Source organism: Kitasatospora sp. NPDC051702 (assembly GCF_040681575.1).
Taxonomy (GTDB): Bacteria; Actinomycetota; Actinomycetes; order Streptomycetales; family Streptomycetaceae; genus Kitasatospora.
Genome location: NZ_JBFAZB010000027.1, coordinates 64,984 through 82,258 on the forward strand (window position 1 = coordinate 64,984; position 17,275 = coordinate 82,258).

The window sequence follows — 17,275 nt, forward strand, 5'->3', positions numbered from 1 at the left end:
GTCCGGCGAGCCTGCGGCGCCGCCCTCGATTCCCCCTCAAGGAACGCTCGAGGGGCGCTCGAGGGGGATTCGAGGCGTTGCCCCGGGTCAGCGGTCCTGCAGCAGCCCGAGCACGTTGCCGTCGGCGTCGGTGACGGTGGCCACCAGCCGGCCGCCGCCCACGTCGGCCGTGGCGTTCTGCACGGTGGCGCCCGCGGCGGTCACCTCGGCCAGCTTCGCCTGGATGTCCGGGACGTGCCAGTAGGCGACCGGCCCGGTCATGCCCTGCGTCCCCGCCCCGGGCACCAGACCGATGTGCTGACCCGCGATGTCGAAGCCGACGTAGAAGTCCTCGTCGGTCTGCGGCTCGACGCCGAGCAGGGCGGTGTAGAGCTTCTTGGCCGTTGCCAGGTCCTTGACGGGATGCAGAACGGTCTTGATTCCCTGGGTGGCGGTGTCAGCCATGGTCACTCCTGGGGTTGAGATCATGTCAATTGATGCTAGGGAGCATTCCAGACGCGGCGCTTCTCCATTTGTGCTCACTCCAGTGCCGGTCCAGCCGCCGTCGACCGGAAATAAAGACGTCCTTGTCAGGCTGCGAGCGCGTTGCATCCAGAAGGGGAATCACGTGAAAAAGCTCGCATTGGTCACGACGGTGATCGCGGCCAGTCTGGTGGGGTCGACCGTCGCCCCGGCCGCGGCGGACGCTCCCGCGCCGGCCGCCGGCAGCGTCTCCTGGACGCTGTGTCCGGACAACGACCCCGTTCTCGGCGCCCTGCTCAAGGGCCTGGAGTGCGGCTCGGTGCAGGTGCCGCTCGACTACGACAAGCCCAACGGCCAGAAGATCAGCCTCGCGCTGACCCGGGCCAAGCACACCGCCCCCGACGCCCAGTACCAGGGCGTCGTGATCCTCAACCGCGGTCAGTGGCCCGGCGGCATCGGTCGTGACCTGCCGACCCGTTACGCCAAGGGGACCACCGGGCTGGCCAAGGACGTGGGCGCCGCCTACGACTGGATCGGCTTCGACCCGCGCGGTGTCGGGGCCAGCGAGCCGTCGGTCGTCTGCGACCCCGACTACGTGGACCCCGGCCACGCCAAGCCGGACCCGGTGCCGAGCTCGCCCGCCGCCGAGCAGGCGCTGGTGGAGCAGGCCAAGGCCTACGCCAAGAGCTGCGGGGACAAGTACGGCGACGTCCTGAAGCACCTCAGCACCAAGGACGCCGCGCGCGACCTGGACCGGATGCGGATCGCGCTCGGCCAGGACAAGATCACGTACTTCGGCACCGACTGGGGCACCTACCTCGGCTCGATCTACGCCTCGATGTACCCGAACCGGGTCCGCCGGATGCTGCTCGACAGCGTGGTGAGCCCCGGCGGCGCCTGGTACGACGACAACGTCGACAAGAACGAGACCTCGGAGGAGAACGCGAAGATCTTCTTCACCTGGGTCGCCAAGTACGACTCGGTCTACCACCTCGGCACCACCGAGCAGGCCGTCGAGGCGAACTACTACAAGGGCCAGGACGCGCTGCGCGCCACGCCGCTCGACGGCAAGATCGGCCCGGCCGAGTGGACGGACGTCTTCGAGCCGGTGCTCTACCGCAGTTGGACCTGGATATCCCGGGCGAAGGTGCTCTCCGACTGGGTCGTCAAGGGGGACGGGACCTCGCTGAAGGCCACCTTCACCGTCCCGGGCTTCCCGCACCAGAACCGGCAGGCGATGAACAACGCCTCCCAGTGCACCGACGCCTCCTCGCCGCGTGACTGGGACACCTGGCACGACGACTACGCCGGCCAGTACGCCGACGGGAACCGCTTCATCACCTGGACCAACGCCTGGTACAACGCCCCGTGCGCCTTCTGGCCGGTGAAGGCCCAGCCCACGCCGCGGATCGGCAACCGCCAGGTGGACGTGCTGCTGGTGCAGCCCCAGTACGACACCGCGCACGGCGTCTACGGCGCCTACGAGACCCACTGGCTGTTCCCGAACTCCCGCCTGATCGTGGAGAAGGACGGCCACAACGTCGGCGCCGCGCTCTCCGCCAACGGCAACACCTGCCTCAACGCCTACGCCAGCGACTACCTGCGCGACGGCACCCGCCCCGCGGCCGGCGCCTTCGTCGACGCCACCTGCGCGGCGGCGCCGGACCCGGTCCCGACCGCCTCCTGATCCGGATCCCGGCCGGGCTCCCGGTCCGGCTCCGGCACCCGTCCGCCGGGCGGCCCCGCATGGGACAGACATGCGGGGCCGCCTGCACGGGGGGGCTGGTGACCGATGATCAGCCCGGCTTCGGCGGACGGGTGTTCAGCGTGCGGGCGGACGGGTGTTCAGCGTGCGCCGGCGGGGGCGGCGCCGGCCCGGTGGGCGAGCACCAGCACCTCCAGGGTGCGGGTCAACTCGTTGGGCGACGGCATGGAGAGCACCTCCTGGCGCAGCCGCTGCGCGTTCGCCCGGAGGCCCTCGTCCTCCAGCAGGCGGACGATCGCCTCCCTGACCCCGGGGCCGTCCACCTCGGCGGGCTTCATGGAGAGCCCCGCGCCGGACCGTTCGAGGCACTGGAGCTTCAGCGGGAGGTCGAACGCCCGGCTGATCAGCAGCTGGGGGACGCCGTAGCGCAGTGCGCAGCCGAAGGACCACGTCCCGCCGTGGTGCACCATGGCCGCGCAGCCCGGCAGGACCTCGGAGAGCGGGACGGACTCCACCAGGCGGGTGTTGGCGGGCACCTCGGTGAGCTTGCGCTGGGACTCCTCGGGCAGCGTCAGGACCAGCTCCATCTCCAGGTCGCCCACCGAGTCCAGGATCTCCTGGATCTTCTCGACCGGCAGCAGGTGCTGCACCGGGCCGTCGTTGACGGAGTCCCCGAAGGTCATCAGCACCCGTGGCACCCGCGGCGGTTCGGCCAGCCAGCGCGGCATGACGGTCGGCCCGTTGTAGGGGACGAACTGCATCGGCAGCGTGGTCGGGCGCGGGTCGGGGCGGAACGCCTCCGGCAGCGGGTCGATGGTGAACTGCCCGTTCACCAGGTCCTCGGAGAACTCGAAGCCGTACTTCCCGGCCCAGCCGCCGAGCCACTCGCGCAGCCCGTCGACGCGTTCCTCCGGCGGCTGCTGGGCCATCGCGTGCAGGTAGTCCTCGCGCATCCGGGTGTAGACGTCGACCGAGTACAGCACCCGGGCGTGCGCCGCCCCGACCGCCGCGGCGGCCACCGCACCGGCGAAGGCCTTCGCGCCCCAGAGGACGAGGTCGGGCCGCCACTCGCGGGCGAAGGAGACCAGGTCGTCCATCATCGAGTCGTTGGAGCGCCGGGCCTGCGGCAGCACCAGGTCGTCGAAGACCTTGGTGACGGCCTCCCAGCCGAGCCGCTCCCGGCCGGGGTCGGCGTCGAACAGCGGGCCGAGGTCGTTGCCGGCCGGGCCGCCCTTCGCGGGACCCCCCTGTGCGGGACTCCCCTTCGCGGGACCCCCCTGTGCGGGACTCCCCTGTGCGGGACCTCCCTGTGCGGGACCCCCTCGGCCCGGGCCGCCGCCGGCCGGGCTGCCCCCGGCCGGACCGCCCGCCGCCGGCGCGGGACCCGCCCTGCGCTGGTCCCGCCGCTTCCGCTCCTCCGGGGTCTCGCCGGGCCCGACGCCCAGACCCATCAACCCGGCCCCGGTGACGGCGTCGAGGAGGTCGGGCCAGCCGGCCACCCGGACCTCGTGCCCCGCCGTCTGCAGCGACCACGCCAGCGGCACCAGGTTGAAGAGGTGGGTCTTCCAGGGGAACGGCACGATGAGAACGCGCATGGCGGACGTCCTTAGCTTCAGGGGCGGAAGAATTCGCGGGCGAACGCCTCGCTCACCGCCGCTTCCATCATCCTGACGCGTCCGCTACAGATCTTCTCCAGACTTGCCTGGTGCTCCCGGTCGCCGCGGTCACCAGGACGGTGACGGCGGCGATCACGAGGGTCGCCGGCAGCGGGCCCGTCAGGTCGCAGAGCGCGCCCACGAGCAGGATCGACACCGCCACGCCCGACGGCAGCAGCGTGGCCCGCAGCGTGACCACCGAGGACAGCTCCTCGGCCGAGGCGGTGGCCAGCAGCCGGTTGTTGTAGTGCACGAAGGCGATCTCGAAGAACACCAGGAAGAGCGCGTACAGCACGAGGGTCGGCACCGTCCGGCCGATCAGCACCGCCGCCAGCAGCGGCGGCAGCGGGAGCAGCGCCCAGGCGGCGGAGGGCACCCGGTCGAGGTGGCGCTGGACCGGCAGGGCGGCGAGCGAGCCGGCGAAGACGGCGACCGCCGAGACCGCGACGAACACCCCCACCAGACGGGTCCCGCCGTGCAGCAGGTCGAGCGGGACGACGGTCACGGCCACGGTGTGGAAGCCCTGCCAGAACGCCACCAGCAGGAACCGCCCGAGCAGCCGGCGCAGCGCGGGGTCGTCCACCCGCAGCCGGGTGCCGCCCGTGGCGCCCGCGGCGGCCCGGCCGCCGTCGGATGCCACCGCGGTGGCCGGGGGCAGCGCCCAGGCGAGCAGCGCGGAGAGCGCCAGCGTCGCCACGTTCAGCGCGACCAGCCCGCGCAGGGACAGGATCGAGGCGGCCGGCCCGGCGAGTGCGGCGCCGACGCTGACCCCGGTCAGCTTGCCGATCTCGGCGACGGTGTTGGCCCGGTCCAGCCGCTCCGGCGGCACGGCGCCGCGCAGCACGACCGCGGTGGCCGAGCGGGTGATCGCCTCGAAGTACCCGCGGACGACCACGAGCACGGTGGCGGTCACCAGCAGCGCGCGGCCCGGCGCCAGCAGGGCGGCCGCGGTCAGGGCCAGGCTCGCCGCCTCGGCCAGCCGGACCAGCCGCTCGGGGGCGGGGCGGGCGAGCAGTCGGTTGAGCGGGGCGGCCAGCAGCAGGGCGGGCAGCCAGGGCGCGCTGAGCAGGGCTCCGGCGAGCAGCCCGGAGCCGGTGTCGGAACCGACCCGGGTGGAGAGGCTCACGAGCAGCAGGAAACTCCCGCAGGTATTGACGAACAGTAATGCGGGAGTGGAATTCGGCGAGCGCAGCGCCGTGGGAAACAACGTCATCTCTTCCTCCTTGCGTCCCCCTTCAGGGGTGGAGGATGGCAGAGCTGAACGGATATCGGCGATGGCCGATCCTGTCTATCGTTGAACACATGACAGCAGCTATTGGGGAAAACCCGTGCATCGTGCTGGTGGACGCCTACGCCGGGGTCCGCTCGCTCGTCCTGGAATTCCGTGAGCAGGGATGTTCGGTCGTCCGTGTGCAGAGCACGCGGGATGTCCCGGCCGCGTACCGCGGTTCGCCGCACGTCCCCGGGGACTTCATCGCGGACATCGTGCACGACGGCGATCCGGCGGCGACCGCCGCGGCCGTCGCGGCGTACTCGCCGGTCGCCGTGCTCTCCGGCGGCGAGGTCGGGGTGGAACTGGCGGACGAGCTCGCCGAGCGGCTCGGCCTGCCCGGGAACGGGACCGCGCTCAGCGCGGCCAGGCGGGACAAGCACCTCATGGTCGAGGCGGTGCGCGCCGCCGGCCTGCGGGCGGCCCGGCAGCTGTGGGCCACCGACGCGGACGAGCTGGCCGCCTGGCACGCGGAGCTCGGCGGGCGGGTCGTGGTCAAGCCGCCGCGCGGCGCGGCCAGCCAGGGCGTCCACTTCTGCGACACCCCGGAGGAGTCGGTCGCCGCCTTCCGCTCCCTCGTCGGCGCCGACGACGTCTTCTCCCGGCCCAACCGCGGGGCGGTGGCGCAGGAGTACCTGGCCGGCACCGAGTACATGGTGAACACGGTGAGCCGGGACGGCCGCCACCACGTCTGCGACGTCTGGCGGACCAGCCGGGTCAGCGCCAACGGCGTCGTCGACCTCTGCGACGCGCTGTCGCTGATCGACTCCGACAGCCCGGTCGTCGAGCCGCTCACCGCGTACGGGTTCCGGGTGCTGGACGCCCTCGGCATCGCGCACGGCCCGGCGCACCTGGAGATCCGGATGACCCCCGACGGGCCGTGCCTGGTCGAGGTCGGCGCCCGGATGGCCGGCGGCGGCATCCCGGCGACCGCCGGGCTGGCGATCGGCGAGTCCCAGCCGGAGTGGACCGTGGACGCTTACCTGCGGCCCGAGCGCTTCCACGCCCGGGCGGGCCGCCCGTACCGGGTGCGGAGGTACTGCGCGATCTTCGGCATGGTCTCGCCGGTGGAGGGACTGCTGGAGGAGTACCGGGGGATCGAGCGGATCGAGGCGCTGGAGGGCTTCCACGCCCTGGCGACCCTGGTGGAACCGGGCCAGCCGATCCGGCGGACGGTCGACGACCTGACGTACCCGGTGATCGTGACGCTGCTGCACGACCTCGACGAGGTCGTGCAGCGCGACCTCAACACCATCCGGCACCTCGACGGGGCCGCGTTCTACGGGCTCGAGCGCGGCTGAGGCGGCGTTCGAGCGCGGACCGGCCGCAGTCGAACCTCAGCGGTGGACGGCGGCCGGCTCCAGGCTCGACCAGGACGGCAGCGGCACCCGGTAGACGAAGCTGACCGCGGTGCGCGGCTCCGCCGCCGTCGTGTTGGGCGCCGAGCGGTGCAGCACCAGACCGTCGAACACGACGGCCGAACCGGGTTCCAGCGGCACCGGGACCGGTTCGGTCGTGCGCGGCAGGTGCTCGTCCGCCACGTGCGGCTCGACCGCCCGGGCCAGCGGCGCCTCGCCGGGCAGGCGCTCGCGGTCCCCGGAGTGCGGGAGCAGCCCGAGCAGGTGGGAGCCGGGGTGGAACTCCAGGCAGCCGTTGCGCTCGGTGGCCGGGTCCAGCGCGATCCAGACCGTCACGATGCCGTGCTCGCCGGTGCCGAAGCCGGGCGGCGCGAAGGCCATGTCCTGGTGCCAGGGCTTCGCCGAGCCCACCACGGGCGGCTTGGCCCACAGGAAGGCGTTGACCAGCGTGCCCGGTCCGCCGACGGCGCGCCCGACCACGTCGTCCGCCAGGCCGAGCGAGCGCTGCACGGCGTCGAACTCGGGGACGTGCTCGTGGATCCGGTCGGCCGACCGGAGCACTCCGGGCAGGGCGCCGGAGCCCTGCTGCCAGGCCGCCCAGCCGCCGATGCCGGGCGCCTCCAGCACGAAGTCCCCGGTGGAGACGGTGCGGTCGCGGACGAGGTCGGCCAGCCGGCCCGCCGCGCCGCGGAGCCGGTCGAGCACCTCGCCGGCGGCCAGCCCGGGGAGCCGGGCGAACCCGTTCTCCCGCAGGTCAGGGGAATGGGGATCAACCATTTCTCTCTCTCCCTCGCTGATGTCGGATCCTCGCGGACCCACCCACAGGAATACCGGACCGTTCATGTTCAAGTGATGCCGGAATGCGGCCGTTGCCGCGTTCCGGCGGCCCTGCCTAAGCTTTCGGGCCATGAGGTCGTCCGGCCTCGTGAAAACTGGTTCAGGAAGGAGTGGAACATGTCCGACGGTACTTTCATGGACAGCCGCGACGCCCAGCAGGAGACCAGCAAGTGGTAATCCGCTGACCAGCGAATGCGCCGCCCGTATGGAATTCGATTCCGTACGGGCGGCACGTCGTCCGAGAGAGGTTGAGATGGTAGGAAATCGCGTAACACAGGTCATCGACGTCCCCGCCGACTTGCTGGTGATCGACGACTCCGCCGACGACCGCTACTGGGCCTCGGTCGAGCGCGTCCTCGGCCTGGCCGAGGAGAAGGGCCGGGCCGCCGACGGGGTGCCGCTGCTGGCGAGCCTCGTGGTCTCCCACCCGGAGTGGCCGGTGCGGGCCGGCGCGGTGCGGCTGCTCGCCGAGCACCACCTCGGCGACTCCGCCGCGGACACCGCCGTGGCCGCCGCGACCCACGACACCGTCGACTGGGTCGCGTTCACCGCGCTCAAGGTCATCACCGAGCACCGGATCGCCACCGCCGTCCCCGACCTCATCCGCATCTCGGGCTGGCCCAGCAACTTCACCCGGCCCGACTGGGCGCGCAAGCCCGTCGGCTGCGGCGCCGCGCTCACCAAGCGCGCCCTGATCAGCATCTTCGGCACCCGCGACCCCGCCGAACTGCGCCGCCTGGAGGACGAGTACTTCACCGACATGCGGGCCCGGCTGGACGCCGTGCGCAAGCGCCCCCGGCGCAACCCCGACGTCGTCCTGGTGCCCGGCGGCCCGGCGATCATCGGCGCCGACGAGAAGCCCGACGCCTTCCGGATGGCGCAGGACGACAGCACCCTGCGCGCCGTGGACGTGCCCGCGTTCCTCGTCGACCGCACCACCGTGACCAACGCGCGCTACCGCGAGTTCCTGGAGGAGGTCGGCGACTCCGGCGAGTTCGACCACCCCGACCAGCCGCTGGAGCGCTCGCACCGCCCCGTGCACTGGCACGACCCGCGCTTCAACGCGCCCGACTTCCCGGTCGTCGGCGTCGACTGGTACGACGCGTACGCCTTCGCCCGGTGGGCCGGCGGCACGCTGCCCAGCGAGGTGCAGTGGGAGAAGGCCGCCCGCGGCGTGGACGGCCGCCGCTACCCGTGGGGCCAGCAGTGGGACCCGGAGCGGGTGAACTACGTCGAGCGGTCCTTCGGCGAGCAGGTGGCCGACCTCGACTCGCTGGAGGCCCTGCTGATCACCATCGAGCAGGGCGCGAACCCCGAGCACCCGGTGCTGCCCGCGGACGCCCTCCCGCAGGGCGCCAGCCCGTACGGGGTGCTCCAGATGTCCGGCAACGTCTGGGAGCTGACCCGGACGAACTTCTACACCGGCGAGGACATGGACCCCTTCTTCAAGGGCCGCCACCCGCTGGACTTCATGAACCGCAAGGAGGCGTTCCACGTCCTGCGCGGCGGCACCTGGACCTCGCCCCCGGCCTGCCTGACCACCTTCTACCGGGGCAAGGACCTGATCACCGACCGGCACAACGAGGTCGGCTTCCGCTGCGTGTACGAGGCGGCGGACTGATGCGGCTCACCTCCCTCGGGCACGCCGCCGTCCTGGTCGAGACGGGGACGGAGCGGATCCTCTTCGACCCGTGGCTCACCCAGCGCCTGGACCGCTTCTGGGAGCACCACCCGCCGCTGGGCGACGACCTGGTCCGGGAGGTGCTGGACGAGGGCGTCGACTACGTCGTCCTCAGCCACCACCACTTCGACCACCACCACTTCCCCTCCCTGCGGCGCCTGGTCGACGGCGCCGACGTGGACTTCGACGACAGCCCGCGCCGGAGCACCGGGGTCACCTGCCTGTACCCGGCCGGCCCGGTGCCGCCGCAGCTCACCGCCTCCGGGCTCGGCCACCAGGCGATGGCCTGGACGCTGCGCCGGCTCGGCTTCGAGCGCCTGCACCCGGTGACGCCGGGCGACACCGTGACCCTCGGCGGCGCCGTCCTGCGGACCTTCCCCTCGGCGGTGTCCTTCCCCGAGATGAGCGTGCTGGTGGAGACCGCCGACGCGTCCGTCATGCTCTGCGGGGACGCCCTCCTGCACGAGGCGACCGTGGCCGCCTTCCGCCGCGAGGACACCCCCCGGCTCGACGCGGTGCTGGTGCCCGCGCACAGCGTCTCGCCGCCCGGCGTGCTCACCGAGCGCCGCCCGCTGACCGACCCGGACGCCGTCCGCGCCCGCGCCGTCGCCAACTTCGACCGCTACGTCGCGTCGATCCCGGCCGCCGTCACGGTGCCCTCCTCGTTCGGCTGGCGGGTCAGCGGCGAGGACGGGCACGACTACGACTGGTGCAACCGGGCGATGTTCCCGTTCACGCCCGTCCAGGCCCTGCGCCGCCTCGCCGACCTGGGCCGCGACGGCCTGCTGTGGGGCCCGGGCCAGGTGCTGGAGGTGGCGGACGGCAAGACCGCCCTGGTCGACGGGCCGGTCGGGCCCGACGGGTACGACTTCGAGCAGGTCTACGCCGCGGTGACGCTCGACCCCGGAGTGCGGGTGCCGCCGTTCGACGCCGCCGCGGACCGGGTCGGCCGGCAGACCCGCAACTGCGAGGACCTGCTGCGCGAACTGCTGGACCGCCTGGTGGCGACCGACTACTGGTACCGGGCGATGGACGGCGGCGCCGGACGGCACGTCGTCTCGCTGTACGAGAACCCCGGCGGCGAGAGCTCCTTCCTGCTCGACCCGGTGGCCGGCCGGGTGACCAGGCTCGGCGCCGGGCCGGCCCGCAGCCACCTGACCGGGGCGGAGGGCTGGACCGAGATCGCGGCCAGCACGCTGGAGGCCCTGCTCTCCGGCGAGCTGCTGTTCGGCAGCTCCTTCGCGCTGTGGGCCAGCGACGGCGTCCTGCTCTCCGCGGTCTTCCACCACCCGTCGTTCTACACGCGGCACGTGGACCGCGCGCTGAGGGAGGCGAGCGGCACGTGAACGCCCCGGTCGTCCTCGACCTCGACAGCGGCAGCCTGCGCGGCAACCCGCTGGGCGACCCGCACCGGCGCCGGGTCGAGGTGCACCTGCCGCCCGGGTACGACGGGATCCGCCGCTTCCCGGTGGTGTACTGGCTGCCGGGCTTCGGCGCGTACCCCGGCCTCGGCGGCCGGGCGCTGTCCTTCGGCGCCTCCGTCGCCGACCGCCTGCGCGAGGCCATGGCGGACGGCCGGGTGCCGGCCGCGCTGCTCGTCGTCCCCGACTGCACGACCGCGTACGGCGGTTCGCAGTACCTCGACTCCGCGGCCTCCGGCCGGTACGCCGGGTTCCTCGCCGAGGTCGTGGCGGAGGTGGACCGGCGGTTCGCGACCCTGGCGGAGCCGGCCCGGCGGGCCGTCGGCGGGAAGTCCAGCGGCGGCTACGGCGCGCTGGTCGCCGGGATGACCTCCGAGCTGTTCGGCTCGGTGGTCGCCTGCTCGCCCGACGCCGGCTTCGAGCACTGCTACCTGCCGCTGGTGCCCGGCACGCTCGACACCGTCCGGGCGGCCGGCGGGGTCGACGCGCTGCTGGCCCGCCGCGCGAGCGGCCCGCACGACGTCCCGTTCATGGTCGCGATGAGCATCATCGCGATGGGCATGTGCTACGCCGACGACCCGGCGACGACCCCGGCGGACGCGCTGCCCTGCGACCCCGGCACCGGCCTGTTCCGGGACGCGGTCTGGCGGCGCTGGCTGGAGCACGACCCGGTGCGGATGCTGCCCGCCCACGCCGACCGGCTGTCCCGCCTCGGCCTGCTCCACCTGAGCGTGGGGCAGCGCGACGAGTACGGCATGCACTGGGGGGTCCGCGCGCTGCACGCCGCCCTGGAGGCGCACGGCGTCCCGCACGACTACCGGGAGCACGAGGGCGGGCACCACGGCATCGAGCACGTCTTCACCGACGCGCTGGCCGGGCTGTGGCGGGTGTGGCCGGAACCGGAGCGTGACGCATGTGCGGCATAGCGGGCTTCATCAGCCTGGACGGGCGGCGCGACCCGGGGTGGCTGGACGCCCTGGGCCGCACGATGACCGCGGCCATGGCGCACCGAGGCGAGGGGGCCGGCGCCCCGTACGTCTCCTCGTGCGGCACCGTCATGCTGTGCGCGACCCGGCTGGCGGTGCGCGACCGCAGCGACGCGGGGGCCCAGCCGATGACCGACCCCGGCGGCAGGGTCGTGCTGGTGCACAACGGCGAGGTCTACGGCTCCCGGGCGCCCGGGGCGCCGCTGTGGCCCCGCCGCACCACCTGCGACACCGAGTTCGCGCTCCAGCAGGTCTGCCGCGAGTCCGACCCGGCGGCCGCGCTGCGCCCGCTGTCCGGCATGTTCGCCCTCGCCTGGCACGACACCGCGACCGGCCGCGTGGTGCTGGCCCGTGACCACTTCGGGGTGAAGCCGCTGTTCTACGCCTTCACCCACGGCGGACTGCTGTTCGCCTCCGAGCAGGGCGTGCTGCTGCGCACCGGCCTGGTCACCCCCGAGGTGGACCCGGAGGAGTACGTGCTGCGCTCCTGGATCCGGATGGACGCGGCGGACGACCACACCTGGCTGCGCGGCGTGCGGTCCCTGCAGCCCGCCGAGTACCTGGTGGTGGACCGGCCGGACACCCGGACGCACCGCTACTGGATGCCCACCCCGGTGGACGGCCTGGTCTCCCCGGAGGAGATCCGGGACGCCTTCGACCGGGCGGTCGCCGAGCGCGCCGTCTCCGACGTCCCGCGGGCGGCGGTGATCAGCGGCGGTGTCGACAGCACGGCCGTCGTCTCGGCCCTGACCAGGGCGGGCGTGCCCGTCGACGGGTACGTGCTGCGCTACCAGGACGGCATCGGCGGCTCGGGCGACGACGTGGCGTACGCCGCCGAGGTCGCCGCCGGCCTCGGCGTCCCGCTGACCGTCTGCGACCTGGGCCGCGAGGCCGCCGCCGACCTGGTGCCGGTGCTGCCCACCCGGCTGATGCGGCCGCTGCTGCACGGCGCCGAACTGGCCATGCACCACCTCTACGGGACCGTCGCCGCCGACCGGAACGTGGTCGTCTACTCGGGCCACGGCGCCGACGAGCTCTGGGGCTACCAGGCCGGCCGCTACTTCCCCGTCGTCGACCCGTACGCACCCACCCACATCCACGGGCGCCACTACCTGACCCACCGGCTGCACGCCGACGAACGGCCGGTCTGGGCCCGGCTGGTCGGCTGGATGGCGCAGGAGCTGGGCGTCGACATGTCCGCGGTCACCGACCATGTGTGGGCCCGCACCATGGACGAGTACCGGGCGCTGAAGACGGCGTCCCCGCTCAAGCGCGGCCGGCACCACCTGCTGCGGCGCTTCCTGGTCTACGTCAACGACATGGTGGACGCCACCTCGTCGACCTTCACCCTGGAGGACCGGCCGGTCTTCCAGGACGTCGCCCTCGCCGAACTGGCCTTCCGCTGCCCCGAGCACCTGAAGGACACCGGCGAGCCCGGCAGCAGCCACAAGGGGCTGCTGAAGGAGGCGCTCGCCGACCTGATGCCCGAGTCGGTGCGGCACCGCCGCAAGCAGGGGTTCCCGACCCCCACCGACCCCGGCTACCTGCGCCGGCTGACCGAGCTCGCCGACGGCTTCGGCGCGCCCTTCGGCCTGCCGCCGCTTCCGGCCGGGCTCCGCGCCGAACTGGGCGTCGGCGAATGGATGTTCCTGGCCTCAACCTCCGCCTGGCTGGACCACCTCGCGGAGTTCAGAACCCACCCGAGGAGTCACGGTGAGCAGTTCCGTCCCGCAGTGGCGCTGGCAGATCCTGGACAGCCCCGCCGACCTTGACCCGGTGCCCCCGGTGATCGCGGAGGAACTGGCACAGGACTGGTGCAACTTCGTGGTCTGGCGGCCGACCGTGCTGCCCGCGGGCTGCACCGCCGGCGCCGGGACCCTCCGCCGCGAGGCCCCGCCCGGGCGGGTCGACGCCGAGGGCCGCAGCCCGTGGAGCGACGCCAACCCGGCCGGCTACCGCACCGAGGTCGCCGGCGGCGGGCGCCGGCTGCGGCTCAAGCAGTTCCGGTACGACTGGGCCTTCCCGGCCGCGGACCACCCCTGCCTGTGGGGCAGCGAGAACCGGGCGTCCGGGATCGGCGGGGGCCGGGTGGCGTGGCTCGGGACGGACTACCTGCGCAACCGTGCGGGCAGCGCCCGCCTGGCCGGGACGACCGTCGAACTCTCCGTGCTGGAGGGCGAGTTCACCGACGAGGAGCTGGTCGCCCTGTTCGCCGGGCTGCGGCCGGCGGTGCCGGAGGCGGTGCCGCGGGTACTGGCCACGCCGTTCTCCGAGCTGAGCTACTGGGCGCGGCACCGGGCCGACATGGTGTCGGTGCCCACCGGTGTCTTCCTGTTCCACCGCCGGGGGCGGGAGCACGAGGGCGAGTGGGTCCCCGCCGGGGAGGTCGACGCCTTCCTCACCGGGCAGGGGGTGCCGCTGTCGGTCGCCGGGTACCGCGCCGACAGCGCCGCGACCTTCGGCGACGGCGCCGCCGTGCGCGAGCTGGAGGTCGTCTACACCTGCGCGGACGGCGGCGAACTGCGCCTCACCGCGCAGCGCGGCGGCGGCGGGCGCCTGGAGTTCCCGCCGGTTCGGGACAAGCACCCCGCCACCGAGGAGCTGCACGACCTCGACGGCCGGCCCCTCCACCTCGGCTACGTCAGCGCGGAGTTCGGCGCCTGCGACGCCTGGTGGGAGCACCCGGACGGCTACCGGCTGCGGCTGCTCGGCAGCGCCGGGGCCGGTCTGGGGCCCGCGGACTTCCGCGGCCTGGTCGCCGCGCTCGACGCCGGGCTGCGGCTCGCCGGCCGCGCCGGGGTCCTCGGATGACCGCCGGGGGGCGGACGCTCCTCGACCCCGCCACCGGCGGGCCGGTCACCCGTCTGCCGGACACCGACGCCCCCGGCGTCGCCGAGGCGGTGCGCCGGGCCGGGGCGGCGCTGCACGGCGACTGGGCGGACACCTCCCCGGCCCGCCGCGGCGACCTCCTGCGGGAGCTCGGCGGCCTGCTGCGCGCGGAGCGCACCGAACTCGCGGCACTGGAGCGGCGCACCACCGGCAAGCCCACCGGGCGCGCCCTCGGCGAGGTGGACTTCGCCGCCCGGGTGGTCGACTGGTTCGCCGCGGCGGCCCGGTACCCGGTGGGGGAGACCCACCCGGCCGGCCCGGGCGTGCGCAGCTACACCGACCGGGTGCCGGTCGGGGTGTGCGCGGCGATCGCCCCGAACAACTACCCGCTGCTGCTGGCCGTCTGGAAGGTCGCCGCGGCGCTCGCCTACGGCAACACCGTCGTGGTCAAGCCGGCGCCGGAGACCCCGCTCTCCGTCCGCCACCTGGTCGGGCGGGCCGCCGGGCTCTTCCCGGAGGGCGTGCTCGGCGCCGTGTACGGCGGCGCCGACACCGGACGGCAGCTCTGCGACCACCCGGCCGTCGGCATGGTGTCGTTCACCGGCTCGACGGCGGCGGGGCGCGAGGTCGCGCGGCGCTGCGCGGACGGGCTCAAGCCCGTCACGCTGGAACTGGGCGGCAAGAGCCCCGTCGTGGTGTTCCGCGACGCCGACCTCGACGCGGCCGCCCGGGCCGTCGTCACCGGGTTCACCGGCAACACCGGCCAGATGTGCGTGGCCGGGACGCGGCTGGTCGTCGACCGGGCCGTGCACGCGGAGTTCGTCGAGCGGGTGGCCGGGCTGGCCGCCGCCCTCCGGGTCGGCCGGCCGGAGGACCCGGACACCGACCTCGGCCCGCTGATCAGCGCGGCCGCCGCGGCCCGCGCCGCCGAGGCGGTGGAGGAGGCGGCGCTGCGGGGCGCCAAGGTGATCCTGCCGCCCGGGCGCTCCGGGGTGCGGCGCGACCTCGACGGCGGGTTCTACGTCGACCCGGTCGTCCTGGACGGCACGCCGTCCGGGTGCCGGGCCTGGCGGGAGGAGCTCTTCGCGCCGGTGCTGTCCGTCGTCCCGTTCGGCGGCGAGGACGAGGCGCTGGCGCTCGCCCACGACACCGGGTACGGCCTGTCGGCCTCGGTCTGGAGCTCGGACGCGGACCGGGTCGAGCGCTTCGGCCGCGGCCTGCGGGCCGGCATGGTCTGGGTCAACACCTGGGGCGACACCGAGGAGTCGGTCAGCGTCGGGGGGCTCGGGAGCTCCGGCTACGGGCGCGAGTTGGGCGTCCACGCGGTGGAGGGCTACACCAGGCCCCGCGCCGTCTGGGTGGCCCACCGGCCGGGGCGGTAGGCCGCGGTGGCGCCGCCCGGGGCCGGGCTCGACTTCCGCAGCGACACCCGGACCGTGCCGGACGCGCGGATGCGCGCGGCGATGGCCGGCGCGGCCGTCGGCGACGACGTCTACGGCGACGACCCGACGGTCACCCGGCTGGAGCGGACGGTGGCCGAACTGCTCGGCACCGAGGACGCCCTGCTCACCCCCACCGGCACGATGGCGAACCTGCTCGCCCCGGTCGCGGCGTTCGGCCCGCCCGGCGCCCCCGGTCCGCGGCTGATCGTCGGATCCGGCGCCCACATGGCCTTCCTGGAGTCCGACGGGCTGCGCCGGTTCGGCGGCGCGGAGCTGCTGACGGTGCCCCAGCTGGACGACGGCCGACCCGAACCCGGGGCGCTGGCCGCGCTGCTGGCCGCCGGGGCGGGCCGGCCGACGGTGGTCTGCCTGGAGAACACCAGCATGATGCGCTGCGGCAACGCCCTCGACGCGGGGGCGACCCGCGCGGTGGCCGCGCTCGCCCACCGCTACGGCGCGCACCTGCACCTCGACGGCGCCCGGTTGGCGAACGCGGCGGTGGCGCTCGGCGTCCGGCCGGCGGAGCTGGCGGAGCCCGCGGACAGCGTCGCCTTCTCGGTCTCCAAGGGGCTCGGCGCGCCGGTCGGCGGACTGCTGTGCGGGACGGGCGAGTTCATCGCGCGGGCCCGTGAGCTGAGGACCTGGCTGGGCGGCTCCCTGCACCAGGCGGGCGTCCTCGCGGCGCCCGCCCTGGTCGCGCTCGGCCGCCTCCCCGACCTGGCCGCCGACCACCGGACGGCCGCCGCGCTCGCCGCCGGGCTCGCCGCGGTGCCGGGCGTCGAGCTGATCGGCCCGCCCCGGCCGACCAACATGGTCATGGCGCGGGTGCCGGGGCTGGCCGCGGGCGAGTGCGCCGCACGCCTCGCCGGCCACGGGGTCCGCGTCCTGCCGCTGCCGAACGGCCATGTGCGCTTCGCGGTGCACCGCGCGCACGACATCATCGGAGTGCGCGCCGCCGTCCGGGCGTTCGCGGCCGTGGCGGCCACCGCGCAACCGGCGACCGACGGAGAACTCCCCGGCCGGGGAGCCTCCCTGACATCGATGGAGGAAGCATGACGGACGTGCCACCGCGTGGACTGGAGGAGCGGCTGCGGGACACCCGGGCCCGCCTGGAGGAGGACGTCGACCTCTGGGTCGCGTCCTCGGGCTCCCCGGACGGCCCGGGCGGCGTCCACCTGATCCCGCTGTCCTACCTCTGGGACGGCAGCGCGATCCTCGTCTCGACGCCGCGCGACTCGGTCACCGGCCGCAACCTGCTGGCGGACGGCCGGGTGCGGCTGGGCCTCGGCCCGACCCGCGACGTGGTGATCGTCGACGGCGTCGCGGAGCCGGTGGACCTCACCGAGCTGGGCCGGGAGACCGGGGACGCGTTCGCCGCCAAGACCGGGTTCGACCCGCGCGAACTCAAGGAGCCCTACCAGTACTTCCGGATCCGGCCGCGGCGCATCCAGGCCTGGCGGGAGGCCAACGAGCTGGCGGGCCGCGGCATGATGCGCGACGGCGTCTGGGCCGGCTGACCCGCGCCCGGGCGCCCCGCGCCCCGGTCGGCCGGTCACCGCGGTGACCGCCCGGCCGGGGCGCGCTGCACCGGGGCCCGGGGCCCGGGGCCCGGGGCCGAGCGGCGGAGGT

At 74.3% G+C, this 17,275-nt stretch carries 14 protein-coding genes; 10 read left to right on the forward strand and 4 right to left on the reverse strand.

Annotated features, from left to right (window positions below):
- Nucleotides 1-87 precede the first annotated feature (87 nt).
- Nucleotides 88-444, reverse strand: coding sequence for a VOC family protein (locus tag AB0N04_RS22490; RefSeq protein WP_360217424.1), 357 nt, complete (start codon nt 442-444; stop codon nt 88-90).
- Between the two features lie 163 nt (nt 445-607).
- Here AB0N04_RS22490 and AB0N04_RS22495 point away from each other — a divergent pair, with 163 nt between their 5' ends.
- The gene (locus tag AB0N04_RS22495; protein ID WP_360217421.1) at nt 608-2,149 is read left to right on the forward strand and encodes an alpha/beta fold hydrolase; all 1,542 of its coding nucleotides are present in this window, start codon (nt 608-610) and stop codon (nt 2,147-2,149) included.
- Between the two features lie 158 nt (nt 2,150-2,307).
- Here the strand turns inward: AB0N04_RS22495 and AB0N04_RS22500 are convergent, their stop codons facing one another.
- Entirely contained in the window at nt 2,308-3,762 is a 1,455-nt protein-coding gene (locus tag AB0N04_RS22500) for a nucleotide disphospho-sugar-binding domain-containing protein (protein WP_360217418.1), read from the reverse strand.
- A gap of 67 nt (nt 3,763-3,829) precedes the next feature.
- Entirely contained in the window at nt 3,830-5,035 is a 1,206-nt protein-coding gene (locus AB0N04_RS22505) for an MFS transporter (RefSeq protein WP_360217415.1), read from the reverse strand.
- Nucleotides 5,036-5,124: 89 nt separating this feature from the next.
- On the opposite strand from AB0N04_RS22505, the gene AB0N04_RS22510 reads away from it, so the two are divergent.
- Nucleotides 5,125-6,393, forward strand: coding sequence for an ATP-grasp domain-containing protein (locus tag AB0N04_RS22510; RefSeq protein ID WP_360217412.1), 1,269 nt, complete (start codon nt 5,125-5,127; stop codon nt 6,391-6,393).
- A 36-nt stretch (nt 6,394-6,429) separates the two neighbouring features.
- Here the strand turns inward: AB0N04_RS22510 and AB0N04_RS22515 are convergent, their stop codons facing one another.
- The gene (locus AB0N04_RS22515; protein ID WP_360217409.1) at nt 6,430-7,227 is read right to left on the reverse strand and encodes a phytanoyl-CoA dioxygenase family protein; all 798 of its coding nucleotides are present in this window, start codon (nt 7,225-7,227) and stop codon (nt 6,430-6,432) included.
- A 313-nt stretch (nt 7,228-7,540) separates the two neighbouring features.
- Here AB0N04_RS22515 and AB0N04_RS22520 point away from each other — a divergent pair, with 313 nt between their 5' ends.
- From AB0N04_RS22520 to AB0N04_RS22555, 8 genes are read left to right on the forward strand one after another with little or no spacing between them, the layout of a single operon-like run.
- On the forward strand, nt 7,541-8,908 hold the full coding sequence (locus tag AB0N04_RS22520) for an SUMF1/EgtB/PvdO family nonheme iron enzyme (RefSeq protein ID WP_360217406.1): 1,368 nt from the start codon (nt 7,541-7,543) through the stop codon (nt 8,906-8,908).
- Nucleotides 8,908-10,314: an MBL fold metallo-hydrolase gene (locus tag AB0N04_RS22525; RefSeq protein ID WP_360217403.1), complete on the forward strand. Its 1,407-nt coding sequence runs from the start codon at nt 8,908-8,910 to the stop codon at nt 10,312-10,314. The genes AB0N04_RS22520 and AB0N04_RS22525 overlap by 1 nt, the downstream gene beginning before the upstream one ends.
- A complete protein-coding gene (locus AB0N04_RS22530) occupies nt 10,311-11,315 on the forward strand; it encodes an alpha/beta hydrolase-fold protein (protein WP_360217400.1) in 1,005 nt (334 codons plus the stop codon). Before AB0N04_RS22525 ends, AB0N04_RS22530 begins: the two co-directional genes overlap by 4 nt.
- Nucleotides 11,303-13,147, forward strand: a complete 1,845-nt coding sequence (locus AB0N04_RS22535) for an asparagine synthase-related protein (protein WP_360217397.1) — start codon at nt 11,303-11,305, stop codon at nt 13,145-13,147. The genes AB0N04_RS22530 and AB0N04_RS22535 overlap by 13 nt, the downstream gene beginning before the upstream one ends.
- A complete protein-coding gene (locus AB0N04_RS22540) occupies nt 13,089-14,186 on the forward strand; it encodes a hypothetical protein (protein WP_360217394.1) in 1,098 nt (365 codons plus the stop codon). Before AB0N04_RS22535 ends, AB0N04_RS22540 begins: the two co-directional genes overlap by 59 nt.
- Nucleotides 14,183-15,586 carry an aldehyde dehydrogenase family protein gene (locus tag AB0N04_RS22545; protein WP_360217391.1) on the forward strand — a complete coding sequence of 468 codons (1,404 nt, stop codon included), beginning with the start codon at nt 14,183-14,185 and terminating at the stop codon, nt 15,584-15,586. Before AB0N04_RS22540 ends, AB0N04_RS22545 begins: the two co-directional genes overlap by 4 nt.
- A gap of 6 nt (nt 15,587-15,592) precedes the next feature.
- On the forward strand, nt 15,593-16,702 hold the full coding sequence (locus AB0N04_RS22550) for a GntG family PLP-dependent aldolase (RefSeq protein ID WP_360217388.1): 1,110 nt from the start codon (nt 15,593-15,595) through the stop codon (nt 16,700-16,702).
- Complete coding sequence (locus AB0N04_RS22555; RefSeq protein ID WP_360217385.1) at nt 16,699-17,163, forward strand: pyridoxamine 5'-phosphate oxidase family protein; 465 nt, start codon at nt 16,699-16,701, stop codon at nt 17,161-17,163. The genes AB0N04_RS22550 and AB0N04_RS22555 overlap by 4 nt, the downstream gene beginning before the upstream one ends.
- Nucleotides 17,164-17,275 lie beyond the last annotated feature (112 nt).